General features: G+C 53.6%; 26 protein-coding genes. 14 read left to right on the top strand and 12 right to left on the bottom strand.

Annotated elements, in window-relative coordinates; translation table 11 throughout:
• Nucleotides 1-85 precede the first annotated feature (85 nt).
• Complete coding sequence (gene ypfM, locus ACT3RR_RS04540; protein ID WP_139802851.1) at nucleotides 86-145, bottom strand: protein YpfM; 60 nt, start codon at nucleotides 143-145, stop codon at nucleotides 86-88.
• 255 nt (nucleotides 146-400) lie between these two features.
• Between ypfM and ACT3RR_RS04535 the strand changes: the two genes are divergently transcribed.
• The 5 genes from ACT3RR_RS04535 (at nucleotide 401) to ACT3RR_RS04515 (ending at nucleotide 3,434) form a co-directional block, all read left to right on the top strand.
• Entirely contained in the window at nucleotides 401-874 is a 474-nt protein-coding gene (locus ACT3RR_RS04535) for a tetratricopeptide repeat protein (RefSeq protein ID WP_353502891.1), read from the top strand.
• 180 nt (nucleotides 875-1,054) lie between these two features.
• Nucleotides 1,055-1,438 carry an ArsC family reductase gene (locus tag ACT3RR_RS04530; protein ID WP_496199844.1) on the top strand — a complete coding sequence of 128 codons (384 nt, stop codon included), beginning with the start codon at nucleotides 1,055-1,057 and terminating at the stop codon, nucleotides 1,436-1,438.
• A gap of 1 nt (nucleotide 1,439) precedes the next feature.
• A complete protein-coding gene (gene dapE / locus ACT3RR_RS04525) occupies nucleotides 1,440-2,567 on the top strand; it encodes a succinyl-diaminopimelate desuccinylase (RefSeq protein ID WP_496199843.1) in 1,128 nt (375 codons plus the stop codon).
• Complete coding sequence (locus tag ACT3RR_RS04520; RefSeq protein ID WP_353502894.1) at nucleotides 2,564-3,238, top strand: M15 family metallopeptidase; 675 nt, start codon at nucleotides 2,564-2,566, stop codon at nucleotides 3,236-3,238. Before dapE ends, ACT3RR_RS04520 begins: the two co-directional genes overlap by 4 nt.
• 10 nt (nucleotides 3,239-3,248) lie before the next feature.
• On the top strand, nucleotides 3,249-3,434 hold the full coding sequence (locus ACT3RR_RS04515; RefSeq protein ID WP_396130985.1) for a hypothetical protein: 186 nt from the start codon (nucleotides 3,249-3,251) through the stop codon (nucleotides 3,432-3,434).
• A gap of 63 nt (nucleotides 3,435-3,497) precedes the next feature.
• Here ACT3RR_RS04515 and ypfH read toward each other — a convergent pair whose 3' ends face one another.
• From ypfH to dapA, 7 genes are all read right to left on the bottom strand, one after another.
• On the bottom strand, nucleotides 3,498-4,124 hold the full coding sequence (gene ypfH / locus ACT3RR_RS04510) for an esterase (RefSeq protein WP_485903743.1): 627 nt from the start codon (nucleotides 4,122-4,124) through the stop codon (nucleotides 3,498-3,500).
• A gap of 128 nt (nucleotides 4,125-4,252) precedes the next feature.
• A complete protein-coding gene (locus ACT3RR_RS04505; RefSeq protein WP_496200054.1) occupies nucleotides 4,253-6,313 on the bottom strand; it encodes a tRNA(Met) cytidine acetyltransferase TmcA in 2,061 nt (686 codons plus the stop codon).
• A gap of 4 nt (nucleotides 6,314-6,317) precedes the next feature.
• Nucleotides 6,318-6,770, bottom strand: coding sequence for a DUF441 domain-containing protein (locus ACT3RR_RS04500; protein WP_034792096.1), 453 nt, complete (start codon nucleotides 6,768-6,770; stop codon nucleotides 6,318-6,320).
• A 118-nt stretch (nucleotides 6,771-6,888) separates the two neighbouring features.
• Nucleotides 6,889-7,758 carry a KPN_02809 family neutral zinc metallopeptidase gene (gene ypfJ / locus ACT3RR_RS04495; protein ID WP_496199842.1) on the bottom strand — a complete coding sequence of 290 codons (870 nt, stop codon included), beginning with the start codon at nucleotides 7,756-7,758 and terminating at the stop codon, nucleotides 6,889-6,891.
• Nucleotides 7,759-8,016: 258 nt separating this feature from the next.
• Nucleotides 8,017-8,730, bottom strand: coding sequence for a phosphoribosylaminoimidazolesuccinocarboxamide synthase (gene purC, locus ACT3RR_RS04490; protein ID WP_100937345.1), 714 nt, complete (start codon nucleotides 8,728-8,730; stop codon nucleotides 8,017-8,019).
• 100 nt (nucleotides 8,731-8,830) lie between these two features.
• The gene (gene bamC, locus ACT3RR_RS04485; RefSeq protein WP_353502898.1) at nucleotides 8,831-9,901 is read right to left on the bottom strand and encodes an outer membrane protein assembly factor BamC; all 1,071 of its coding nucleotides are present in this window, start codon (nucleotides 9,899-9,901) and stop codon (nucleotides 8,831-8,833) included.
• Between the two features lie 16 nt (nucleotides 9,902-9,917).
• Nucleotides 9,918-10,799 carry a 4-hydroxy-tetrahydrodipicolinate synthase gene (dapA, locus tag ACT3RR_RS04480; RefSeq protein ID WP_034792103.1) on the bottom strand — a complete coding sequence of 294 codons (882 nt, stop codon included), beginning with the start codon at nucleotides 10,797-10,799 and terminating at the stop codon, nucleotides 9,918-9,920.
• A 127-nt stretch (nucleotides 10,800-10,926) separates the two neighbouring features.
• Here dapA and ACT3RR_RS04475 point away from each other — a divergent pair, with 127 nt between their 5' ends.
• Nucleotides 10,927-11,505, top strand: coding sequence for a glycine cleavage system transcriptional repressor (locus tag ACT3RR_RS04475; protein ID WP_353502899.1), 579 nt, complete (start codon nucleotides 10,927-10,929; stop codon nucleotides 11,503-11,505).
• A gap of 12 nt (nucleotides 11,506-11,517) precedes the next feature.
• Entirely contained in the window at nucleotides 11,518-11,985 is a 468-nt protein-coding gene (bcp, locus tag ACT3RR_RS04470) for a thioredoxin-dependent thiol peroxidase (protein WP_034792107.1), read from the top strand.
• A gap of 76 nt (nucleotides 11,986-12,061) precedes the next feature.
• Here bcp and ACT3RR_RS04465 read toward each other — a convergent pair whose 3' ends face one another.
• Complete coding sequence (locus ACT3RR_RS04465) at nucleotides 12,062-13,126, bottom strand: AI-2E family transporter (RefSeq protein ID WP_353502900.1); 1,065 nt, start codon at nucleotides 13,124-13,126, stop codon at nucleotides 12,062-12,064.
• A gap of 268 nt (nucleotides 13,127-13,394) precedes the next feature.
• Between ACT3RR_RS04465 and ACT3RR_RS04460 the strand changes: the two genes are divergently transcribed.
• Nucleotides 13,395-14,915, top strand: coding sequence for a beta-barrel assembly-enhancing protease (locus tag ACT3RR_RS04460; RefSeq protein WP_496199841.1), 1,521 nt, complete (start codon nucleotides 13,395-13,397; stop codon nucleotides 14,913-14,915).
• A gap of 36 nt (nucleotides 14,916-14,951) precedes the next feature.
• Nucleotides 14,952-15,308 carry an arsenate reductase (glutaredoxin) gene (gene arsC / locus ACT3RR_RS04455; protein ID WP_485903735.1) on the top strand — a complete coding sequence of 119 codons (357 nt, stop codon included), beginning with the start codon at nucleotides 14,952-14,954 and terminating at the stop codon, nucleotides 15,306-15,308.
• 14 nt (nucleotides 15,309-15,322) lie between these two features.
• On the opposite strand, the gene hda is transcribed toward arsC, so the two are convergent.
• The 3 genes from hda to upp all read right to left on the bottom strand — a co-directional run bounded on the left by hda (nucleotide 15,323) and on the right by upp (nucleotide 18,300).
• The gene (hda, locus tag ACT3RR_RS04450; protein ID WP_185689525.1) at nucleotides 15,323-16,030 is read right to left on the bottom strand and encodes a DnaA inactivator Hda; all 708 of its coding nucleotides are present in this window, start codon (nucleotides 16,028-16,030) and stop codon (nucleotides 15,323-15,325) included.
• A 218-nt stretch (nucleotides 16,031-16,248) separates the two neighbouring features.
• Entirely contained in the window at nucleotides 16,249-17,541 is a 1,293-nt protein-coding gene (gene uraA, locus ACT3RR_RS04445) for a uracil permease (RefSeq protein ID WP_396130990.1), read from the bottom strand.
• A gap of 132 nt (nucleotides 17,542-17,673) precedes the next feature.
• Nucleotides 17,674-18,300, bottom strand: a complete 627-nt coding sequence (upp, locus tag ACT3RR_RS04440) for a uracil phosphoribosyltransferase (protein ID WP_353502903.1) — start codon at nucleotides 18,298-18,300, stop codon at nucleotides 17,674-17,676.
• A 222-nt stretch (nucleotides 18,301-18,522) separates the two neighbouring features.
• Between upp and purM the strand changes: the two genes are divergently transcribed.
• The 5 genes from purM (at nucleotide 18,523) to ppx (ending at nucleotide 24,983) form a co-directional block, all read left to right on the top strand.
• Nucleotides 18,523-19,560, top strand: a complete 1,038-nt coding sequence (gene purM / locus ACT3RR_RS04435) for a phosphoribosylformylglycinamidine cyclo-ligase (protein WP_185689523.1) — start codon at nucleotides 18,523-18,525, stop codon at nucleotides 19,558-19,560.
• 24 nt (nucleotides 19,561-19,584) lie between these two features.
• Nucleotides 19,585-20,223, top strand: coding sequence for a phosphoribosylglycinamide formyltransferase (gene purN, locus ACT3RR_RS04430; RefSeq protein ID WP_496199840.1), 639 nt, complete (start codon nucleotides 19,585-19,587; stop codon nucleotides 20,221-20,223).
• A 211-nt stretch (nucleotides 20,224-20,434) separates the two neighbouring features.
• Nucleotides 20,435-21,010 (top strand): spermidine N1-acetyltransferase, encoded by a 576-nt coding sequence (gene speG, locus ACT3RR_RS04425; protein ID WP_353502905.1) that lies wholly within the window; start codon nucleotides 20,435-20,437, stop codon nucleotides 21,008-21,010.
• A 316-nt stretch (nucleotides 21,011-21,326) separates the two neighbouring features.
• Nucleotides 21,327-23,405: a polyphosphate kinase 1 gene (gene ppk1, locus ACT3RR_RS04420; protein WP_353502906.1), complete on the top strand. Its 2,079-nt coding sequence runs from the start codon at nucleotides 21,327-21,329 to the stop codon at nucleotides 23,403-23,405.
• 27 nt (nucleotides 23,406-23,432) lie between these two features.
• The gene (gene ppx / locus ACT3RR_RS04415) at nucleotides 23,433-24,983 is read left to right on the top strand and encodes an exopolyphosphatase (RefSeq protein WP_396130993.1); all 1,551 of its coding nucleotides are present in this window, start codon (nucleotides 23,433-23,435) and stop codon (nucleotides 24,981-24,983) included.
• Nucleotides 24,984-24,997: the final 14 nt, after the last annotated feature.

Raw genomic sequence — 24,997 nt, 5'->3', positions numbered from 1 at the left:
GTGCTTTTAATTTAAAGCATTTAAAACGTTAAGAAGGACTTCATTACACTCTTATTTTTTACTTTATCTTATCTCAGACTGGCGATTAACCGCGCAGCATGGCGTCGATAAAGTCTTTCCAGTTAACTAACTCTTGCTCGACCATGGTACTCCCCTTGAATTGACGAAAGGGATTATACGGCCAAAAATTAACCTCACAAATTCTAATTAACGATATTTTAATCAGGATCACAGTAGTAAAACCGGTAATCAAACTAATCATACGCTTAGCAATACGGCTAAAAATCCCTCAGTTATTTGCCCTTCGCGTGCCGAAAGGTTATTTTATTTGGCTTAAGTCGCTGACAAGCATGTCGCAACTGTTCAATATCCAACAAAAAGAACCCATAAGGTCAGAGTAATGCTGCAAACTATTAAGAATTTAAGCGCTCAGGGGCGCTATGAGGATGCACTGCAAAACGCACTGGGGTTGCTCGCCTCTTTGCCACAAAACCCGCAACTGCTTTATACCGTGGCGTCGCTTTATGACTGTCTTGGACTCGAGCAGCAGGCCATTCCGTTTTATCAGGCCGCCATTAATCACCAGCTGAGTGGTCAGGATTTACGCGACGCCTACCTCGGTTTAGGCAGCACTTACCGCGCTTTGGGCCGCTATCACGAGTCTCTGGAAACGTTTGACATCGGGCTGAAGAAGTTTCCGAACGCCAGCGAAATCAGGATGTTCCGCGCCATGACCTTATATAATCTCGGCCATGCCAAAGAGGCCGTGGCGCAATTATTAATGCTGCTGATCAGCAGTAATTCCAGCGAAGAGATTATTCGCTATAAGAAAGCCATCACCTTTTATAGTGATGACTTGGATCGAATCGAATAATAGTCACTGTAAATATTCATTAATATTTTTAATAATTCTTACACTCTTTGAATTTAATCTTTCAGTCCGTGCCTCAGGTAGATCCCTAAGGGATTTTCACGCATTATGTGCCTCATCTTATTACATCAGCCCGAGGCTGGTTGACAGACACTTTCAGCTAATAACAGGTAACGTTTTCCCATGGCAGAAACATCCTCAAAGACTCCTTTCATCCTCTACGGTATTAAAAATTGCGACACCGTTAAAAAAGCGCGTCGCTGGTTAGAAGATAACGGCAGCGATTATCGCTTTCATGATTATCGCGTAGACGGGCTTGATGCCGAGCTGTTACAGCAGTTGATTGACAAACAGAGTTGGGAAGCGCTGCTCAATATCAAGGGAACCACCTGGCGCAAGCTGGATGAAGCCACCCGCGCCGCCTGTGACAATCAGGATGCCGCCAAAGCCTTGATGCTGGAGCATCCCGCCATGATTAAGCGCCCATTTTTATTGGCCGCCAGCGGCGAATCCTTGCTTGGCTTCAAGCCAGAAAGCTATCAGCAATTTATTGCACAGGTGAAATAACATGAGCTGCCCCGTTCTCGATTTAGCACAACAGTTAATTCGCCGCCCCTCTCTCAGCCCGGACGACGCGGGCTGTCAGGAAATTATGATTGCGCGCCTCAAAGCCATCGGCTTTAAAATTGAGCCGATGAACTTTGGCGACACCCTGAATTTCTGGGCCACCCGTGGCGAAGGTAAAACCTTGGCTTTCGCGGGCCACACTGACGTGGTGCCGACCGGCGACCCGAGCCTGTGGGTCACAGGCCCATTTGAGCCAGCCCTGCGCGACGGCATGCTCTATGGCCGCGGCGCGGCAGATATGAAAGGCTCGCTGGCCGCCATGGTGGTTGCCGCCGAGCGTTTCGTCGCCAGCAATCCGAACCACAAAGGTCGTCTGGCCTTTCTGATCACCTCCGACGAAGAGGCCAGCGCGGTCAATGGCACGGTAAAAGTGGTTAATGCGCTGATGGAGCGCCGCGAGCGTTTAGATTTCTGTCTGGTGGGCGAACCGTCCAGCACCACCCGCGTAGGCGATATTGTCAAAAATGGCCGTCGCGGTTCCATGACCGCCAACCTGCACGTTCACGGCGTACAGGGCCACGTGGCTTACCCGCATCTGGCAGATAACCCAGTGCACCGCGCCATGCCCGCGCTGAATGAACTGGTCGCCACCGAGTGGGATCAGGGCAATGAATTCTTCCCGCCGACCAGCATGCAGATCGCCAATATCAATGCCGGAACCGGCAGCAACAACGTCATCCCCGGCGAGCTGTACGTGCAGTTCAACTTCCGCTTTAGCACCGAACTGACCGACGCCATCATCAAGCAGCGCGTGGCAGAGCTGCTTGACAGGCACAATCTGCAATACACGCTAAACTGGGTGGTTTCCGGCCAGCCGTTCCTCACTTCCCGTGGCGAATTGGTTGACGCCGTAGTGAACGCGGTTCGCCATTACAGCGAAATCACCCCAGAGCTGCAAACCACCGGCGGCACGTCCGACGGGCGTTTCATCGCGCTGATGGGGGCGCAGGTGGTTGAGCTGGGTCCGGTGAACGCCACCATCCATAAAATCAATGAATGTGTCCATGCCGCCGACCTGCAACTGTTGAGCCGCATGTACCAGCGGATCATGGAGCAACTGGTCGTATGATAGATAATCTGATGTTGACCGGCCGATCGGCGGCCCACCTTGCGCCCATCAGTGAGGGTCCACATCGGCTACAGCCCGAGGCCGTAGAAGCTTTCACCCGCATGCAAGACGCGGCTCGTCTGGCTGGTTTTAACTTGCAACCGGCGAGCACCTTTCGTGATTTTGAGCGGCAATTAGCGATTTGGAATGGCAAATTTCGCGGCGAGCGCCCAGTATTAGATAAGGAGAGCCGCCCGGTTGAGGTGGCTTCGCTGAGTGATGCCGAACGCTGCGAGCTGATTTTACGCTGGTCTGCCCTGCCGGGTGCCAGCCGCCATCACTGGGGCAGTGATCTGGATATTTACGATCCCGACCTACTGCCAGAAGGGAGCAAGCTGCAGCTGGAACCGTGGGAGTATGAGACGGGCGGCTATTTCGCCGACCTGAATCAGTGGCTTTCAGAGAATATGGCGAGCTTTGGTTTTTATCGCCCTTATGATATCGACCGTGGCGGCGTCGCCGTCGAACCCTGGCATTTGAGTTATCGACCTTTGGCAGCGCAGTGTGAAGCACGGCTGACGCCAGAGGTGCTGATTGAAGCATGGCGAGGACAAGAGGTTGCGGGCTGTGACTGGGTGACGCATCATCTGGCAACGATTTTCCCGCGTTTTATCGCAATACCAAAACAATAAGGAGTCAGCCATGGAGTGGATTAAAGATTACTGGTGGATTATTTTGATCATACTGGCGGGCATCATCATCAGCGGGATCAAAGAGTTAAACCGCGTAGATGTGAAAAAATACCTCAATGATAAACCTGAAATCCCACCGCATCGTGATAACAATGCCCAGTGGGACGAAGAAGACGATTGGCCGAAGAAGAAGTAGGTTTTTGATTTGACTCTGGTTTTGCGCCCTCTCCTTAGAAAGAAGAGGGCGCAAAACAATCACCTAACCTCGCAAATACCCCAGTGCCAGCGCGATCATCTCTTCATCCAGCCCGTGCGCCATGTGCGGCAGCAAATCTAAGGTCGCGTCACATCCCAGAGTCTGCAAACGCTCAAAGGCGGTTTTCGACTGATACGGATTGATGATCGGGTCCTGCTCGCCGTGAATCAAATGCACTCGGGTCTCCGCCGCAATCGGCTGCTCGGGTAAATTGGCGAAACGCCCGCTGTAAGCAATGATTTGCCCCGCCAATCCCTGCTCAACTTTTGTGGATTCCAGCGCCATAATGGTGCCCTGCGAGAAACCGATAATCACCGTGTCTTGCGCCGCCACGCCGCTGCTGGCCTGCCATTCACGCACGGTGCGAACAAACAGCGGCAGCGCCTCGTCAATGCGCGACTGGCGGTTTTTCTCGGTCACGCCTTGCACGGAGAACCACTGGAAACCCCGGCCAAAATCACAGGGATCCGGGCTACCCACGCTGACCACCTGCGCCTGAGGGAAAGCCTTGGCGAAGAACTTCCCCACCTCGCCCATCGACACCGGGTTATCCCCTACGCCGTGAAACAGCAAGATCAGTTTGTTCGCGGTACCTTCCGGCTGTTGGACAATCACATTTTGACTCGCCATGACCTTTTCCTTTCAATCCTCATTACTGCGCACAGCGGCGCGTTTCTCCCGCCACTATACCTAGGTTCACAACCGGGTAAATTGGGTTTTGTTGAACGAGTCGTTCCATTTATCGCAATGAAATCAGGCTATTTATCGCCGTCATCTTGGGTCTGGGCGAAGCTGCGCCACGTCTCGCAGCGCACGGCGTCGAGCTGCGTTAGCGCCTGCGCTGCCTCTTGCCGCCAGCGCTGGAGCAGGGCTTTACGACCACTCAATTTCAGCTGTTCGACACATTGCGTAGCGGATAACTTATCTTGCAGATGAGCCCGCAGCGCGGCCAGCGGCAGTTCACTCGCCAGCAGCAGTCGCTGCAAGGCGGCATAGCTGCTCTCCACGGCGCGATGGGTGAAAGCAAAACCGGCCAGTTCGCGCCAGTCAGTTTCATTGAGGGCCTGATTCTGGTCCTGTTCCACATGCAGATCGAGGGCGATCAGCTGCCGCAGCCAAGGCCAGTCGCGCGCCAGCTGCCGCTCGGCCTGTGCAACCATGCGCCAGCCCGCGTCACTGAGAGGCAGCGCGGCCATGGCGGCGTAACAGCCGCTGCTGGCCTCCAACTGGCTTCCCACGCGCAACAGGCGATAACCGGCCTGCTGCCACAAAGCACTAAGCTCGGCGGTATAGCCGAAGCTGACGGACAGAAAATCCAACCCCTCGTTGGCGGCCATCTCAGCCTGTTGCGCCAATAAAGACCGCGCAATGCCCTGACGCCGCACATCTGGCTGCACGGCAATGCGGCTAACCCGGCGGGAGCGCAACACCGCGGCGTCAATCTGCCCGCTGTGGGCCGCCAGTGATTGTGCCACCAAATTGCCGCGCGGGCGGCGTCTGCCTGCCCACACCTCATGGGCCAGCGCTGGAGCAAGCCCGCCCTCTTCCACCAGCCAGATGGCTCCAGCGACGCGGTCACCCGCCATAGCGGCGGCAAACGACTGACCGGGGGCGTCCATCAGGCGACGCAAATCCAGGGGTGAAGTGCGATAGTGCGCGCTGGTCAGCAAGCCGTAGAAATCGGCCAGCAGGCCCGGCTCGGCTAGCCACGCCCCGCGCTGAATGGTTGTTAGCTGAAGTGATTGCTCACTGGGGAGCACTTCCAGTGGCACTTCGGCGGGCGCATCGTTGAACAGCAAAAGCTGATTAAGGAAAGGCTCCAGCGGGTCCGCTTTCGACCAGCGGATCGGCGCGTCGAGGCGTAAATCATGCCACTGCGGCAGGGAGGCGCAGAACTTGAGAATAAAACCGCGCCCGGTTCCCTCATAGCCTTGAACCGTGGTGGTGAGTAAAACGCGTGGGAAAGCGGCAATCAGCCGTGAAAGCTGCGGCGCAGGAATGGCCGCCGCTTCGTCAATCAGCAGCCAGTCAACATTCTCCACCGGATGCTGCTCGAGCTGCTCCAACAAAGCATCTGGCGACCAGAAACGCACCCTGCCCGCACTCTCCTCGGCCAGCCTGTCTGCGGCAGATTTGGCCGGAGCCGTGACCCAGCACTCGCCGGGCCAGTCGGCGACTAACATCCCGGCCAGCGTCGACTTCCCGCGACCGCGCGGCGCCGTCAGCACATAAATACCGCTCTGCGCCGCGTTTAATTGCTGCAAAATCTGCTGCTGCTCCGGCGTCGGCTGGCCGTCCGGCGGCGCCCAGTCGGCGGCCATTGGCAAAGCGGTAAGCTGGCAAGGCTGATGCTGGCGGTGCAGCGTGCAAGCCACGTCCTGCAAAATCAAAGACTGGAAACGCTGGATAAAGTTCGGCGTGGCGATGGGCCGGGGCTGCTCGCTCCAGCGCAGGCTGTCAGTGTCCGGCTTTTCAGCCCACAGCTGCCACTCAGGCACTAAGAGCAGCAGCCAGCTTCCCGCCTGCAAAGTCCCGGCAAAGGCGGCCAGCGCTTCTACGTTCAGCCCCAGCCGGGCGTCAAACACGCCGTGGAGCCTCTCCTGCCCAAGCAGGGTATGCGCAGCAGAAAACGGCAGGGGTTCAGCAACCCATAGAGGCGGAATATCTGACATCCACGGCCAGTCGCCGGGCTGGCCTTCAATAAAGTCGGCGGCCTGCTCGGCGCACCAGCCGGCTTCTCCGCTGATCACCAGCAGATGGCGAATACCCTGCCGCTGCATTTGCTGCTGCAAGGTGATTTTCTGCGGCCATGGCGACATCACGTCAGGTCTTCCCGACCATCAGTGAGAGCAGCCCGGCGGCAATCAGCGGCCCCACCGGCACGCCTTTAAAGAAGGCGACGCCAAGCACAGTTCCCACTAACAGCCCTGCAACCAGATGAGGCTGCGAGCCCATCAGCGTCAGGCCCCGGCCCCCCAGCCATGACACCAATACGCCGACCAAAATCGCCAGAATGGACTTCCAGTGCATAAAGGAGTGAACCACCGTGCTGGCACTGATTTTCCCACTGGCGATAGGCGCCATCACCCCGATGGTCAGCACGATAATGCCGATGGTTAAGCCATAGCGCTCAATCCAGGGGAAAAATTGGTTCAGCGGCGTGATGCGCACGGTAAGCAGGAAGAACATCGCAATAGTGACCGAGCTGTTATTGCTGATGATGCCTAAACCCGCGAACACCAGCAGAATGAGCAAGGTTGGATCCAGAAAGGCCATAACGATTCCAGCGGTTCAAAAGAAGAAAGAGAGGCTCGAAAGCCTCTCAGAGTCGGACGTCAATTATTGAACAGTTTTGCCATGCAAACCAGCGATTCAGCCTTGAAATATCAGGCGATTAGCGGCTGGCAAAGGTGTTGCACTGGTTAGGATCACCACTGTCGAAACCGCGTTTGAACCAGGTATAGCGCTGCTGCGACGTGCCGTGGGTAAAGCGGTCTGGTACCACGCGGCCCTGACTCTGCTGTTGCAGACGGTCATCGCCAATCGCCTGCGCGGCGTCCAGCGCCTCTTTCAGATCGCCCTCTTCCAGCATGTTTTGTTGCTGCACGCTGTGGCCCCAGACGCCGGCGAAGCAGTCGGCCTGTAGCTCCATTTTCACTGAAAGCTGATTGACTGTGGTTTGCGACGCCCCTTGCTGCATCTGGCGAACTTTGCGCTCGATGCCCATCAGGTGCTGCACGTGGTGTCCCACCTCGTGCGCCACCACGTAGGCCTGAGCAAAGTCTCCGCCCGCGCCGAGCTTGTTTTTCAATTCTTGATAGAAGGACAGATCGATATAAACCGTGCTGTCCGCCGGGCAGTAGAATGGCCCCATGACCGACTGGCCGGTGCCGCAGCCGGTACGGGTTTGGCCGCGATACATCACCAGTTTAGGGTCGACATAGGTTTGGCCCTGACGCTGGAAAATCTCTTTCCAGGTATCTTCAGTGGAAGCCAGCACCACTGAGGTGAACTTAGCCTGTTCATCATCTTTCGGGCTGATGGACTGAGACTGGGTTTGCTGCACCCCGCCGGACTGGCCGCCGTCAATTAACGGAGTGAGATCCACGCCGTAATAACCCGCCACCAGCACCACAATAATAATCACTATGCCGCTTTTACCGCGGATTGGCAGGCGCATGCCGCCGCCGCCCAAACCGGGTCCCGAACTCTGCCCGCGCCTGTCTTCCACATTGTCGCTCTCGCGACGCCCTTGCCAACGCATAGTCCACCTCCCAGCTGTTTTTTTAAGACTAGATAATGAGTGCGGGAAATACCATTTCCCCAAGCGGGCAATTTTACGGGAGTTATTCCAGAAATGAATGGAATTTGAGATAGGTTTAGTGGAATTGAGATAAGTCAGGGGCCAAAAGAAAAACGGGTAGCCCAGATAGGCCACCCGTTTGCTGCGCATTCAGGCTAGATTGCATCAAACGCCACCGCGTAAACGATTGCGTCGCTAGCCTGAAAAAATCGTTGCCGATCAGTCCAGTTTCACACCAATACGGTGAGCCACTTCTTCATAGGCTTCGATCAGGCCGCCGAGACTCTGGCGATAGCGATCTTTGTCCATCTTGTTCAGCGTTTGCTTGTCCCACAGGCGGCTACCGTCTGGAGAGAACTCATCACCCAGCACCACTTCGCCTTTAAACAGACCGAACTCTAATTTGAAGTCGACCAGAATCAGGCCCGCGTCGTCGAACAGCTTGCTCAGCACGTCGTTAGCTTTGTAGCTCAGCTCTTTCATGCGCGCTAAGTTCTCTTCGTTAACCCAACCGAAGGTTTTGCAGTAAGACTCGTTGACCATTGGGTCATGCATTGCATCGTTTTTCAGGAATAAATCGAACAACGGTGGGTTCAATTCCAGACCTTCTTCAATGCCCAGACGTTTTACCAGCGACCCAGCAGCGCGGTTACGGATAACGCATTCAACCGGAACCATATCCAGCTTCTTCACCAGCACTTCGGTATCCGACAGCAGACGTTCCATTTGGGTAGGAATGCCAGCTTCTTCCAACTTGCTCATGATGAAATGGTTAAATTTGTTGTTAACCATGCCTTTACGGTCGAACTGCTCAATACGCTCGCCATCGAGTGCTGATGTATCATTACGGAACTCCAAAACCAGCAGGTCTGGGTTTTCGGTGGTATAGACGGTTTTCGCCTTTCCGCGATACAACTCAGCTAACTTTTGCATCTTTACTTACTCCAGTAGTAAACAATTAATGGTGATTCTTTAAAAATAACCGATGAAAAGAGGGATGTAAAAAGGGGCCGAAGCCCCTTTTAGTTCATTCTTACTTCGCCGCGCTGCTCTGGTTAAACGCAGCCTGCATGACCGCAACCATCGCATCGTTCTGCGACTGGCTGAGTGCATGTCCTTTAGGATCAAGGAACTGCAAGCTACTACGGTTATCAAGGTCGCCGACCTGAATTTTGTAGTCGCCGGAAGCAAGGCCCGGGTCTTTGGCACCCAGAGTGTCCCACGCGTCGTCATTCAACGGTTTGTAAGTCACAGAAAGCGTACCCTGCGGGCGGCTGCTGTCGGTCACTTTCATGCCGGCTTTCGCCAAGGCATTCGGCAAGCGATCCCAAACCACGCCGTAGCTTGAACGCACAATCAACACGGCCAGGCCGGTATCATCTGCGCCGCTCTGAACGTCAATCTCGCCCACTTTACGGTTTTCGAGACGCGCCTGCTCGTCCTGTTGGACTTTATCGAGGCTAGCCGTAATGGAGTTCAGCATCTGGCTGTTGTAACGCTGGATCTCAGCCGGTGAGGTCACCGCCTTGTCCTGCTGTTTCAATTCAAGCGTTTTGGCAATCAGCGCCAGCTGGTAGCCCTGCTGCTGCACGGTGATTTGGTAACGGCCCTGATATTGGAAATCTTCATCAGCACGGTTCCAATCAACCATATCCGTGGTCAGCGTCTGGTTAGCATCGTCACGGTTAGCAATTTTGAAATTGTTTTGCTGAACGGCTTTCACCACGTTGTTCCACAGGTCGCGGTTTTGCGGGGTGTTTTCCAGCAATACCGTGCCGCTGTCGCCGCTGAACTGAGTGCGGGAACCATTGAGCAGAGCCAGTGGTTGCTGCGGTGGACGGATATCCAATTGCTTACCGACGTTGCCTTTCAGCGAGCCGGAAGGAATTTCGTAAGTGCCGTTTTGCAGTGGCAAAATCATCCCTGCTGGCGTTTTTAATTCGCTGACAGGTGGGGCATCCAGATAAGCTTCATCGCCGCTTACCTGACGCTTGTAGCGCTGATCGCTGGAACATGCCGCCAGCAACATAATGAGGGACACGCCCACCACTTTCGCTACCATCGACTTTTGCAATCTGGTCTTTTGAACTAATGAACAGGCCATCAAATCTCCCTAAGAGTTACAGCAAACCGGCGCTTTTAAGAGCTTTTTCCACTACCGGACGGGCAGCATCTGTTAACGGCGTCATAGGCAGACGCAGAGTATCGGTTGCCATCAACCCCAGTGCCTTACAGGCCCATTTCACTGGAATTGGGTTTGCTTCTACAAACAAATCCTGATGCAACGGCATCAAGCGCTGATTTAAACGGCGCGCTTCGGCAAAATTGCCCTGCGCCGCCAGCTCACAAAGTTGCGCCATTTCGCGCGCTGCCACGTTGGCAGTGACCGAAATAACACCTTTGCCGCCAAGTTGCATGAAGTCCAGCCCGCTGGCGTCATCGCCGCTCAGCAAGATGAAGTCTTCATCATCAACCAGCACTTGGATCTGGCTAACACGACTTAAGTTCCCTGTCGCTTCTTTCAAAGCAACAATATTCTTAATTTTTGCTAAACGCGCCACGGTGGCTGGCAGCATGTCGCAGCCAGTTCGCGAAGGCACGTTGTAGAGAATTTGCGGCAGCGCCGTGTGTTCAGCAATGGCTTTAAAGTGCTGGAACAGGCCTTCCTGCGTTGGGCGGTTGTAATAAGGTGTCACGGTGAGACAGCCTACTACGCCAGTGCCTTCGAAACGTTGGGTGAGAGAAATCGCTTCCGCGGTCGAATTAGCTCCCGTCCCCGCGATAACCGGAATGCGCCCGTCAGCCAACTCAAGCGTCTGCATGACCACGTCGCCGTGCTCATCATGCGTTAAGGTGGCTGATTCACCGGTTGTGCCTACGGAAACGATCGCCGCAGTACCACTGGACACATGATAATCAATCAGTTTTTTTAAACTCGCGCGATCGACAACACCTTTGTCGTCCATCGGCGTAACCAGTGCAACAATACTTCCCGTAAACATTGACCTTCCCCTCCACAAACAGGTCATCCATGGTACTTTTGACACCACTGCAAAAGCAAGCAATCAACGTGTTGTAAGCGCTTGTCCGGCGGTTTTTTTTATGTTTACCTTGGGAATACTCCCAAGCATGACAGGAAGAGCAATTTTGCCGCAGCAACAACAACACTATCTTGTTATCACCGCACTGGGTGCCGACCGTCCGGGTATTGTCAACACCATTACCCGTCAGGTCAGCAGTTGCGGTTGCAACATTGAAGACAGCCGTCTGGCAATGCTCGGTGACGAGTTCACGTTTATCATGTTCCTCTCAGGTAGCTGGAACGCCATCACGCTCATTGAGTCCACGCTGCCGCAAAAAGGCGCAGAGCTTGAGTTACTGATTGTGATGAAACGCACCAGCGCCCATGACCGGCCACCCATGCCTGCCACCGTTTGGGTGAAAGTCGACGTAAAAGACTCCCCGCACCTGATTGAGCGATTCACCGATTTATTCGATACTCATCAAATGAACATTGCTGAGCTGGCGTCTAAAACCCGCCCTGCGGACAGTGAAAATCCGGCGCAGTTGTCTATACAGATAACCGCCCACAGCCCAGCTAACACTGACGCCACAATAATTGAACAAGCCTTTCATCAGCTATGTACAGAACTGAAAGCGCAAGGCAGTATTAACGTCGTGAGCAACACTCAGCATGATGACAATTGACGGAGATTTGTAATGAACCCACTGAAAGCCGGTGATCCTGCGCCGCAATTTAGTTTGCCTGACCAAGACGGCGAACAAATTAACCTGGCCGACTTCCAGGGACAGAAGGTCCTGGTTTATTTCTACCCTAAGGCCATGACCCCAGGTTGTACCGTTCAGGCCTGTGGCCTGCGTGACAACATGGATCAGTTGAAAAAGGCCGGAGTAGAAGTGCTGGGGATCAGCACTGATAAACCAGAAAAACTGTCGAAATTTGCTGAAAAAGAGCTGCTGAACTTCACGCTGCTGTCAGATGAAGATCATCAGGTCTGTCAGGCATTTGGCATCTGGGGCGAGAAGACCTTTATGGGCAAAACCTATGACGGTATCCATCGCATCAGTTTCCTGCTGGATGGCAATGGCAAGGTTGAGAAAGTATTCGACAACTTCAAAACCAGCGATCACCACGACATCGTTTTGGCCTACATCAACGGCCAATAAGCGTTGTACTGATACTGATTTATAAAAAAAAGCGCAGACGCGCTTTTTTTATGTCTTCAATCAGCCGATTTACAGCTTAGGTAGTTTCGTTAAGCAGTTCGTCAGGCCAGACGTGCACCACGGCTTTCACCAGCGTGGCGAGCGGGATAGCGAAGAACACCCCCCAGAAGCCCCACAGCCCGCCAAAAATCACTACTGACAGGATGATCACCAGAGGGTGCAAGTTCACGGCTTCAGAGAACAGCAGCGGCACAATCACGTTGCCATCCAGCCCCTGCACCACCAGATAGGCGACAAACAGCGTCCAGAAGTCAGCCCCCATCCCCCACTGGAATAGCGCCACCACCACTACCGGAATAGTCACCAGCATCGCGCCGATATAAGGAATGAGCACTGACAGCCCCACCAGCACGGACAGCAGCAGCGAATAACGCATCCCCATGACGAAGAACACCAGATAGGTCGCCACGCCGACGATAATCATCTCCAGGACTTTGCCACGAATATAGTTGGTGATTTGCTGGTTCATCTCCTGCCACACCTGCCCGGCTAAACCACTGTCACGCGGCAACACCCGGCGCACCGCGCACAGCATCTGCTCTTTATCTTTGAGCAAGAAGAACACCATCATCGGCACTAAAATCAGGTAGATAGCCAGCGTCAGCAGCCCGACCAGCGACGCCAGAGAGAACTTCACCAGATTATCACCCACGCCGGAGAGCTTACTGCGCAGGTTTTCAGCCATCATGTCGATGATCCCGGCATCTACCAGCGCGGGGTAGCGTTTCGGCAAGGTGGCGGCGAAATCATAGAAACGGTTGAGCATATTCGGCAGGTCGGCCATCAAATTAATGCCCTGCTGCCAAGTGACGGGCGCGATAACAAACACCCCCAGCATCACAATACCGGCGAAAATCAGCAGCACCACGCTGGTCGCCAGCGTTCTGGAGAGCCCGAAATGCTGCAAACGCACCACCGGCCATTCCAGCAGGTAGGCCAGGACAATTGCCACCAGCAGAGGGGCGAGGATGCCGTGTAAGAAGTAGAGAATGCAAAAACCGGCGACCAAAATGGCCAGCAAAGCAATGGCTTGAGGATCGGTGAAACGTCGGCGGTACCATTGTAATAACATCTCAAGCATAGGATATCGCTCCTGTTAGATCCTGATGTGACAAGCCCGTACACTCATGGTCAGCTCCCGGCCTGCAACTAACTTTTAGTTGAATGTGTTGTCACAGTGAGTGCAGGGGGAGACACTGCAAATATTCCAGAAATCGCTATTGTTAAGTATCAGATAAATAGCCAAGAATATGTCACTACCGGAGTGTACCGGAGTGCGTTCATGGAAGGATAACTCTTAAAGCGGTTTATGTCAGAGTGTTGATGAATTCATTAGGAATGATTTAATTATGGCGATGCGGTTTAAAAAAACGCTCACAGCCCTATTAGTGGGAAGCTTAACGGTCGGCAGCCTGACGCAGGCACTGGCCGATGACAGCAGCTATTGGACCACGCCGATTGCGTCCTCCAATCCGAATAAACCGTCGATTACTGACCAGCTTCCCGACATGGGCACCACGGCTGGCGGCACCCTGAGTATCAATCAGGAGCTGCAAATGGGCGATTTTTATGTCCGCCAGATGCGCGCCAGTACCCCGCTGATTAATGACCCGCTGCTCAACCGTTACATTAACGAGCTGGGGCAGCGGCTGGTGGCCAGCGCCTACTCGGTGCGCACGCCGTTCCACTTCTATATCGTCAATAATGATGAATTAAATGCCTTTGCCTTCTTTGGCGGCAACGTGGTGCTGCACTCTGCCCTGTTCCGCTATACGGATAATGAAAGCCAGCTGGCCTCGGTGATGGCGCACGAAATCTCCCACGTGACCCAGCGCCATCTGGCCCGCGCGATGGAAGATCAGCGCAAAAACGCCCCGCTCACTTGGGTCGGCGCCCTCGGCTCTATTTTGCTGGCGATGGCCAGTCCGCAGGCTGGTATGGCCGCGCTGACCGGCACCTTGGCCGGTACTCAGCAGGGTATGATCAGCTTCACGCAGGGTAACGAGCAGGAAGCCGACCGTATCGGCATTCAGGTGCTGCAACGAGCTGGCTTCGACCCGCAGGCCATGCCAGCCTTCTTGCAAAAGCTGGCGGACCTGTCGAGCTACTCCAGCAAGCCGCCTGAAATGCTGCTGACCCACCCCTTGCCGGATAGCCGTCTGGCGGATATCCGGAACCGCGCCAACCAGATGCCGCACCCCAACGTTCAGTCTTCGCAAAGCTATTTGCTGGCCAAGGTGCGCATGCTCGGCATGTACGGCACGGAAAGAAACCCGCTGACCGATGAATATTTAACTCAACTGAGCAACGGCAATATCCGCGACCAGATGGCGGCGAAATATGGTCAGGCATTGCAGTTCTACAAAGCCAAAAAGTACGATCAGGCGCGCAGTATTTTGGAATCTTTGCTGGAGAAAAACCCGGGCAATGACTGGTTCCTCGATTTAGCCACTGACGTCGATGTCGAGCAGAAACACGCGCCACAGGCCATTGCGCGGCTGGAAAAAGCCAATGCCGAAACCAGTAAGAATCCGGTGTTGCTGCTCAACTTAGCCAACGCTTATCTCGAAGGCGGCCAGCCCGCAAACGCAAGTCGCATCCTCAACCGCTATACTTTCAATTACCCTAACGATCCAAATGGTTGGGATTTACTGTCACAAGCCAGCGGTGCGCAGGGCTTACGCGCTCAGGAATTGGCGGCCAGAGCAGAGAGCATGGCGCTAATGGGCCAGCTTGATCAGGCCATCGAACTTCTGAGTAACGCCAGTGCATTGCAGAAGCTGGGCAGTCTTGAACAGTCGCGCTATGACGCCCGTATTGATCAGTTGCGCCAGCTACAGAAGCGCTTCCGCCAATATCAAAAGGGCTGATTGGACGCTGAGCAATAAACAGAGAGGGAGAACCTTATGCAACATGATGTCGCGATTTATCACAATCCGCGCTGTAGTAAGAGTCGAGAAACACTGAAGTTACTCGAAGATAAAGGCATTAAGCCGGAAGTGATTCTATATCTCGAAATCCCGCCGTCGGTGGATACGCTGAAAGAGCTAGTGAAGAAGCTGGGATTTGATTCTGCGCGCGATTTAATGCGTAAAGGGGAAGAGATTTATAAAGAGGAGAATCTGGCCGATCCGGCGCTGAATGAGCAGCAGCTGTTGCAAGCCTTGGCCGATCATCCACGTTTGATTGAGCGCCCGATCGTGCTGTCGAAAGGCAAAGCGCGGCTGGGACGCCCGCCTGAGCAGGTGCTGGAGATCCTGTAAATCGGCGAACCGAATTACAGGTTAAGAATATCTTTCACAAAGGGGATCGTGAGTTTGCGCTGTGCCGTGATGGAAGCTCTGTCGAGCTGATCAAGCGTCATAAACAGCGTGCGCATCTCGCGATCCAACCTCTTCAGCAGGAAGCGACCGACATCCTCCGGCAGTTCAAACCCACGCAGTTTCGAGCGCAATTGCAGCGCCTGCAGCTTCTCTTCGTCAGACAGCGGCTGCAACTTGTAGATTTGCCCCCAATCCAAACGCGAAGCGAGATCAGGCAAGCTGAGATTAAGCTGGCGCGGCGGGCGATCCCCGGTAATAAACAGTCGGGTGCGGCCGGTTTCCAGAATACGGTTATACAGATGGAACACGGCGGCTTCCCACTCGTCATCCCCCGCAATCCCTTCAATATTGTCGATACAAACCAGCGCCAAATGTTCCATGCCATCAAGCACTTCCGGCACGAAATAGGCGCGTTTATCCAAAGGCACATAGCCTACCGCTTCGCCACGCTGGGAGAGTTCAGCACAGGCTGCGTGCAGCAAATGGCTGCGGCCACCGCCCTCGCGCGACCAGAAATAGATGTAAGTGCCGTGCTCTTGATGCAGCGCCGTTTGAATGGCAGAAAGCAGAGAGGGGTTCTCCCCCGGATAAAAACTGGCAAAGGTTTCATCATCAGGAAGATAAAGTGGCAGGGAAAGCTGTGCCGGCGTATTCAGAAGCACCTCAACCAATACGGCTTATAAACCGCAAATGTTGTTATCAACAAAAAGTCGTATCTCATGGTTATTTTTCGGGTTGTTGCCGCGATAAACAGAAAGCGGGCAACGGCAGAATTCTAGCATAGGATCCTGCCGGAGTTGAACTCTGCCCCGCACAACCGCTTGCTAACCGAGCTAATCGCCGGGCGGAGGATCCCGCAACCGGCGATTAGCGGGAAGATTTACGCTGGGCGATCCTCGCGTTCATCTTCGATATCAATGATCTCTTCTTCGCCGCGCACCAGTTCAATCACTTTGAACAGCAGGCTGAGGAAGATGCCGACGATGGTCGCCAGCGCCATGCCTTTCAGCTCCGCAGCGCCAATGTGGATCTTCGCACCGCTGACGCCGATGATCAGAATAACCGCGGTGAGGATCAGGTTCTGTGCCTTGTTATAGTCCACTTTGGACTCAATCAGCACGCGGATACCCGAGGCACCAATCACGCCGTATAGCAGAAGAGAAACGCCGCCCATCACTGGAACCGGCACGGCCTGAATCGCCGCCGCCAGCTTGCCGATGCAGGACAACATAATCGCCAGAATCGCCGCGCCGCCGATAACCCAAGTGCTGTAGACCTTGGTGATCGCCATTACGCCGATGTTTTCGCCATAGGTGGTATTTGGCGTAGAACCAAAAAAGCCCGACAGCACGGTGGATAACCCATTTGCCAGCATCGAGCGATGCAGGCCCGGGTCGCGCAGCAGATCCTTTTTGACAATATTCGCCGTCACCACCAGGTGCCCGACGTGCTCGGCAATCACCACCAGCGCGGCGGGTAGAATAGTCAGGATCGCCACCCACTCAAAGCGCGGGGTGTAGAAGGTTGGCAGCGCGAACCAGTGGGCAGATTCAATGGTAGACACATCCACCACGCCCATAAAGAATGACAGCGCATAGCCCACCAGCACGCCAATCAGGATCGGGATAATCGCCAAGAAGCCGCGGAACAGCACCGAACCGAGTACCGTCACGGCCAGCGTTACCATGGAAATGGTAATGGTGGTGGAATCAGCCGACGCGCCCTCGGCAGGCAGCAATCCGGCCATATTGGCGGCAACCCCCGCCAGCTCTAACCCGATGACGGCAACGATTGCGCCCATCGCCGCAGGGGGGAACATGACGTTTATCCAGCCAATCCCGGCCTTTTTCACAATCAGCGCGACTAAGCAGAACAGCAGGCCGCAGACGATAAACCCACCCAGCGCCGCCTCATAGCCCATCGGTAATAACAGCAGCACCGGCGAAATAAACGCAAAGCTGGAGCCGAGATAAGCGGGAATTTTGCCCTTACAGACAAACAGATACAGCAAAGTGCCGATGCCGTTGAACAGCAGCACCGTGGCCGGATTAATTTTAAACAGGATCGGTACCAGCACCGTGGCACCGAACATAGCGAACAGATGCTGGAAACTTAGGGGAATGGTCTGCAACAGCGGCGGGCGCTCACTTACCCCAATGACGCGACGTGTCATGAATAGATCCTCTCAAAGAGTTGGCGATTATAGGTGTCATGTTTCAGCCGTGGCGGCCTGATGAAAAGGTAAAACCCTGATAAAAAATCAAAAAAAAGCCGACTTCTCAGTCGGCTGCTTTGTAACGAATGCTTATTTAGTACCAAATATCTTGTCGCCCGCATCGCCGAGGCCCGGCACGATGTAACCATGCTCATTTAACCCCTGGTCAATGGAGGCGGTGTACAGCTCAATGTCCGGGTGCGCTTTCTCTAACGCGGCAATCCCTTCTGGAGCAGCAACCAGTACCAGCACTTTAATGCTCTGGCAGCCGGCTTTTTTCAGCAAGTCGATCGTGGCAATCATCGAGCCGCCGGTCGCCAGCATTGGGTCAACCACCAGCGCCAGACGCTCTTCAATATTAGAAACCAGCTTCTGGAAATAAGGCACAGGTTGCATAGTTTGTTCGTCACGGTAGACGCCCACCACGCTGATACGCGCGCTTGGAACGTGCTCCAGTACGCCTTCCATCATGCCCAGGCCGGCACGCAGAATTGGCACTACAGTGATTTTCTTACCTTTGATCTGATCGATTTCTACCGGGCCGCACCAGCCTTCGATAGTCACTTTCTCAGTTTCTAAATCAGAAGTTGCTTCATAGGTCAGCAGACTCCCCACCTCAGAAGCCAGTTCGCGAAAACGTTTCGTGCTGATGTCATTCTCACGCATCAGGCCCAGCTTATGTCGCACCAGCGGGTGTTTCACCTCAACGATCTTCATTTTTATTTCTCCTAAGGTGGTTGTGCTGCAAAAAAAAATCGCGAGATTATAACGCCTTTTTTTTTGAACGCCACTGCCAATAGCCTGATCGCGGTCAATAGAATGTCGATCAACAGTATAGACAGCAGAATGACTCTCAACCTCACAAGCCCCTCGCAAACGTTTGCCTTGGCTGTTAGAATTGCCGCGTTTTATTTTACCAACCGCCTTGGGGATTACGCAGTGACCGACAAGACCTCTCTCAGCTATAAAGACGCAGGTGTGGATATCGATGCAGGTAACGCATTAGTAGACCGCATCAAAGGTGTAGTAAAACAGACTCGTCGTCCGGAAGTGATGGGCGGATTGGGTGGTTTTGGTGCCCTGTGCGCGCTGCCGCAAAAATATCGTGAACCTGTGCTGGTTTCGGGTACCGACGGCGTTGGCACCAAGCTGCGTCTGGCAATGGACTTGAAACGCCACGACACTATCGGCATTGATTTAGTCGCCATGTGCGTCAACGATTTGATTGTTCAGGGTGCTGAACCCCTGTTCTTCCTCGATTATTATGCCACCGGTAAGTTGGACGTCGACACCGCCGCCAGCGTGATCACCGGGATTGCCGAAGGCTGTAAGCAGTCTGGTTGTGCATTAGTTGGCGGCGAAACCGCTGAGATGCCGGGCATGTATCACGGCGAAGATTACGACGTAGCAGGCTTCTGCGTGGGCGTGGTAGAAAAGTCAGAAATCATCGATGGCAGCAAAGTGGCTGACGGCGATGCAGTGATTGCTCTGGCAGCCAGCGGCCCGCACTCCAACGGCTATTCGCTGGTGCGCAAAATCCTCGAAGTGAGCAAAACCAATCCAGAAACCACGGATTTGGCCGGTAAGTCTCTGGCAGATCATCTGCTGGCACCGACCAAAATCTATGTGAAATCGATTCTGAAATTGATTGAGCAAGTTGAAGTTCACGGCATCGTGCATCTCACCGGTGGCGGCTTCTGGGAAAATATCCCACGCGTGCTGCCGGATAACACCCAAGTGGTGATTGACGAAGCAAGCTGGCAGTGGCCGGACGTGTTCAACTGGCTGCAAACTGCCGGTAACGTCAGCCGCCACGAAATGTACCGCACCTTCAACTGTGGTGTGGGTATGTTGGTTGCTCTGCCTGCTGAGCTGGCCGATGAAGCCGTGGCCTTACTGAATGATAATGGCGAAAAAGCGTGGAAAATTGGTAGCGTAAAAGCCTCTAATTCCGAAGAACGCGTTATCATCAAGTAAATTCGACTACAGACAGGTGTTGAGATGAAAAGGATCGTGGTGCTGGTATCAGGCGAAGGGAGTAACCTTCAGGCGCTGATTGATGCCTGCCAGCAAGGACGTATTTACGCGACGCTCAGCGCCGTCTTCAGTAATAAAGCCTCGGCATTCGGGCTGGAACGGGCGCAGTCGGCCGGTATTCCCGCCCATGCATTAGATGTAAAATCCTTTGCCGACCGCGCGGCGTTTGACGTCGCGCTGGCCGATGCCATCGAGGCTTATAATCCCGACTTGATCGTGCTTGCGGGCTACATGCGCATTCTCACGGCTGAGTTCGTTCAGCGTTTCGCTGGGCGGATGCTCAATATCCACCCTTCCCTGCTGCCAAAATATCCCGGCCTGCACACTCATCGTCAAGCAATTGAAAATCAAGATGAGGTTCACGGTACTTCCGTGCACTTCGTGACTGAACAGCTCGACGGCGGTCCGGTCATTCTGCAAGCCAAGGTGCCGGTTTTCAGTGATGACAGCGAAGATGAGCTGGTTGAACGCGTGCAGACGCAGGAACACAGCATCTATCCGCTGGTGGTAAGTTGGTTTGTCGATGGTCGTTTATCGCTAAAAGATGGCGTGGCCTACCTCGACGGTAATCCGCTACCAGAGCAGGGTTACGCCGCAGATTAAACTGCCCGCAGGCGATGATTTCACTATAAACCGGCCACGTGCCGGTTTTTTGTTTTATATCTGTTTACGTTCGTTTACATATTGACCGCTATAATGACTGCGTGAGTGCACGTTTAAAGTCGTTTGTGTGCTCACCTTTTCTTAAAACAGGACTGTTTAAAGAGCCTAGTTTCTAAAAAGTATCCGAATAAACGACATTTCGGGAAATTTTATGTTTAGCAAGACCCACGTCAGATTACGTCCACTGGAAAAAGACGATTTGGCGTTCGTTCACCGTCTCGATAACAACGCAAGCATCATGCGTTACTGGTTCGAAGAGCCTTATGAAGCTTTTGTCGAACTGACCGACCTCTACAACAAACATATTCATGACCAAAGCGAACGCCGTTTTATCATTGAATATGAAAGCGGGCCTGTTGGTCTGGTGGAGTTAGTCGAGATTAATCACATACACCGTCGTGCTGAGTTTCAAATCATTATCGACCCCGCTCATCAAGGCAAAGGGTTTGCCGGTGATGCCGTCAAGTTAGCGATGGACTATGCGTTTTCCGTTCTTAACCTCTACAAGCTGTATTTAATCGTCGATAAAGAGAACAAAAAGGCGATTCATATCTACAACAAGTTGGGCTTTGAAGTAGAAGGCGAACTGAAACAGGAATTCTTCGTTAACGGGGAATACCGCAGCGCCATCCGTATGTGTATTTTCCAACCGCAATTCTTGGCGAAGTACAAAACCAAGCCGGCGGAATCCAAACGCGTTGATCCTATCGGCGCAGGCGTGGTTTAACCGCCCTATTAGCGGTGAACAAGCTGCTTTTCTAAAGCGTATCTTCATGAGATATCTTGTTCACCGCTAAGCTTTTTCCTCTCTCGTTGCGCCATTTAATGCTCACTTTCCACCCTCTGATTTAACCTCCGCTTTGTATTGGACTTTCCTGTCAATCTTTCGCAATATTGGTAGTAGACACTAGGCCCCTCTCTCTCAATATTTTCCATTAGAGATATGTCGAACATCCACAGGATGTGAGCTGGAAATAGCGAGATTTTCCCTGGTGATTCATCGTGATAACGCTGAATGTTGGGCCATAAAGAATGGAGTTAAAATGGGTCAGGAAAAGCTTTATATAGAAAAAGAACTGAGCTGGCTGTCCTTCAATGAACGTGTTTTGCAGGAAGCGGCAGACAAAAGCAATCCTCTGATCGAACGCATGCGTTTTTTGGGCATCTACTCCAACAATCTGGACGAATTCTATAAAGTTCGTTTTGCCGATTTAAAACGCCGAATTTTAATCAGCGAAGAACAAGGTTTTATCGGCGCGTCTCGCCATTTGCTGAAAAAGATTCAGGCCAAGGTTCTGCGCATAGACCAAGAGTTTGACAGTCTTTACAACGACCTGCTGCTAGAGATGGCGCGCAACCAGATTTTCTTGATCAACGAACGCCAGGTGTCTGAAAATCAGCAAAATTGGCTGCGTCAGTATTTCAAACAGCATCTGCGCCAGTTCATCACGCCTATTCTGATCAATCACGACACCAATCTGGTTCAGTTCCTCAAAGACGATTACACCTATCTGGCAGTCGAAATTATTCGCGGTGAAGAGATCCATTACGCGCTGCTGGAAATTCCATCAGACAAAGTGCCGCGTTTCGTTAACTTACCGCCAGAAACGCCGCGCCGCCGCAAGCCGATGATCTTGCTGGATAACATCCTGCGCTACTGCCTTGATGACATCTTTAAAGGCTTCTTTGATTACGACCAGCTCAACGCCTATTCGATGAAAATGACCCGTGATGCCGAGTACGACTTGGTGACGGAGATGGAATCGAGCCTGCTGGAATTAATGTCTTCGAGCCTGAAACAGCGCCTGACCGCCGAGCCGGTGCGCTTTGTTTATCAGCGCGATATGCCCGATGACATGGTCGAGCTGCTGCGCGGTAAACTGGGGATCTCTAATTATGATTCCGTCATTCCCGGCGGCCGCTACCACAATTTTAAAGACTTCATCGGCTTCCCAAATGTCGGCAAAGCCAACCTGGTCAACCGCCCGCTGCCGAGACTGCGCCATCTGTTCTTCGATAAATTCCGCAACGGCTTTGAAGCGATTCGCCAACAAGACGTGCTGCTTTACTACCCGTACTACACCTTTGAGCACGTGCTGGAGCTGCTGCGTCAGGCCTCTTTCGACCCCAACGTGCTGTCAATCAAGATCAATATTTACCGCGTAGCCAAAGACTCGCGCATTATCGAATCGATGATCCACGCGGCGCATAACGGCAAAAAAGTCACGGTGGTGGTGGAGCTACAGGCGCGCTTTGACGAAGAAGCCAACATCCACTGGGCCAAGCGCCTGACGGAAGCGGGGGTGCACGTTATCTTCTCCGCGCCGGGCCTGAAAATTCACGCCAAACTATTTCTTATCTCACGCCGGGAAGGCGATGAAATCGTCCGCTATGCTCATATTGGGACCGGCAACTTTAACGAGAAAACGGCCCGCCTTTATACCGACTACTCCTTGCTGACGGCGGACAGCCGCATCACCAATGAAGTGCGCCGGGTGTTTAACTTTATTGAGAATCCATACCGGCCGGTGACTTTCGAGCACCTGATGGTATCGCCACAAAACTCCCGCGATATGCTGTATAAGCTGATCGATCAGGAGATTGCCAACGTGCAGGCTGGCGGTAACGGCGGGATCACGCTGAAAATCAACAACCTGGTGGATAAGGGCCTGATTGATCGCCTCTACGCCGCTTCCAACGTTGGAGTGAAAATCCGCCTGTTGATCCGCGGCATGTGCTCGCTGGTACCGGAACTGCCGGGCGTCAGTGAAAACATTCAGGTCACCAGTATTGTTGACCGTTATCTCGAGCACGACCGGGTGTATGTGTTTGAAAATAATGGCGACACCAAAGTCTTCCTGTCCTCTGCGGACTGGATGACGCGCAACATCGATTACCGTATTGAAGTGGCCGTCGCCCTGCTGGATCCGACGCTAAAACAGCGCGTGCTCGACATCCTCGACCTGCTGTTCAGCGACACGGTGAAAGCCAGATATATTGATAAAGATCTCAGTAATCGTTATGTTCCACGCGGAAATCGTCGTAAGGTGCGCGCGCAGCTGGCTATCTACGACTACCTCAAAGCCTTCGAGCTTGAACATAATAAACAGCAACACGATTAGGCCTGACACTTTGGAGCACCACATATTATGCCCCTGAACAACACCATAAACGCCAAACCGCAAGAGATTGCGGCTATCGACCTCGGGTCAAACAGCTTCCATATGGTGATAGCGCGCGTCGTGAATGGCGCGCTACAGGTGTTGGGCCGCCTGAAGCAGCGTGTGCATCTGGCTGACGGTCTGGACAGCAACAACGTATTGAGCGAAGAAGCTATCCAGCGCGGTCTTGACTGCCTGGCGCTGTTTGCCGAACGTTTACAAGGCTTTCCCGAACAGAACGTGACCATTGTCGGCACCCACTCGCTGCGTCAGGCGGTGAATGCTGAAGAGTTCCTCCAGCGCGCCGCCGAGGTTATCCCCTATCCGATTGAAATCATTTCCGGGCAGGAGGAGGCGCGCCTGATTTTCATGGGCGTCGAGCACACTCAGCCCGAAAAAGGCCGCAAGCTGGTGATTGATATCGGTGGCGGGTCGACGGAGCTGGTGATCGGCGAAGATTTCGAGCCACTGCTGGCAGAGAGCCGCCGCATGGGCTGCGTCAGCTTTGGGCAATACTTCTTCCCTGAGGGCGAAATCAGCCGCGCTAACTTTAAACGCGCCCAGCTGGCCGCCGCGCAAAAGCTGGAAACCATGGCCTGGCAGTATCGTCTGCAAGGCTGGCAGTACGCGCTAGGCGCGTCGGGCACCATTAAAGCCACTTATGAAGTGCTGGTGGAAATGGGCGAAAAAGACGGCCTTATTACCCCTGAACGCCTGAAAATGCTCACTGAAGAAGTGATGAATTACAAAAACTTCTCCTCGCTGAGCCTGCCGGGCCTGTCCGAAGATCGCCAGTCGGTATTTGTGCCGGGTCTGGCTATCTTGTGCGGCGTGTTCGATGCGTTGGCAATCAAAGAGTTACGACTGTCGGACGGCGCGCTGCGCGAAGGCGTGCTGTATGAGATGGAAGGTCGCTTCCGCCATCAGGATATCCGCACTCGCACTGCAAAAAGCCTGGCCGAGCACTACAACATTGACCGCGAGCAGGCGCGCCGCGTGCTGGAAACCACCGAATTACTCTATGCCCAGTGGCTGGCGCAAAACTCAAAACTGGTGCAACCACAGCTCGAATCTCTGCTGAAATTCGCTGCCATGCTGCATGAAGTGGGGTTAAGCATTAACCACAGCGGCATGCATCGCCATTCGGCCTATATCTTGCAGAATACCAACCTGCCGGGCTTCAATCAGGAGCAGCAAACCCTACTGGCTACGCTGGTGCGTTTCCACCGTAAAGGGGTGAAACTGGAAGAGCTGCCACGCCTTAACCTGTTCAAGAAAAAGCATTACCTGCCGCTGGTGCAGCTTTTGCGCCTCGGCGCACTGCTGAACAATCAGCGTCAATCCACCACCACGCCAGAGACGCTGCGACTGCTTACGGATGATAATCATTGGACGCTGCGCTTCCCCGCCGGTTATTTGGCGCAGAACAATCTGGTGCAGCTGGATTTTGAACGCGAACAGAGTTACTGGGATGATGTGACGGGCTGGAAGCTGATTCTGGAAGAAGAGGACGGCGAGCAGGAAGATCCTGCTAAATAACCCGCCAGCCTTTG

The organism is Ewingella sp. AOP8-B2-18 (assembly GCF_052376015.1).
GTDB lineage: Bacteria > Pseudomonadota > Gammaproteobacteria > Enterobacterales > Enterobacteriaceae > Ewingella > Ewingella allii.
The sequence above is the reverse complement of the archived record's forward strand: the minus strand, read 5'-3'. Positions and strand labels throughout refer to the sequence as shown.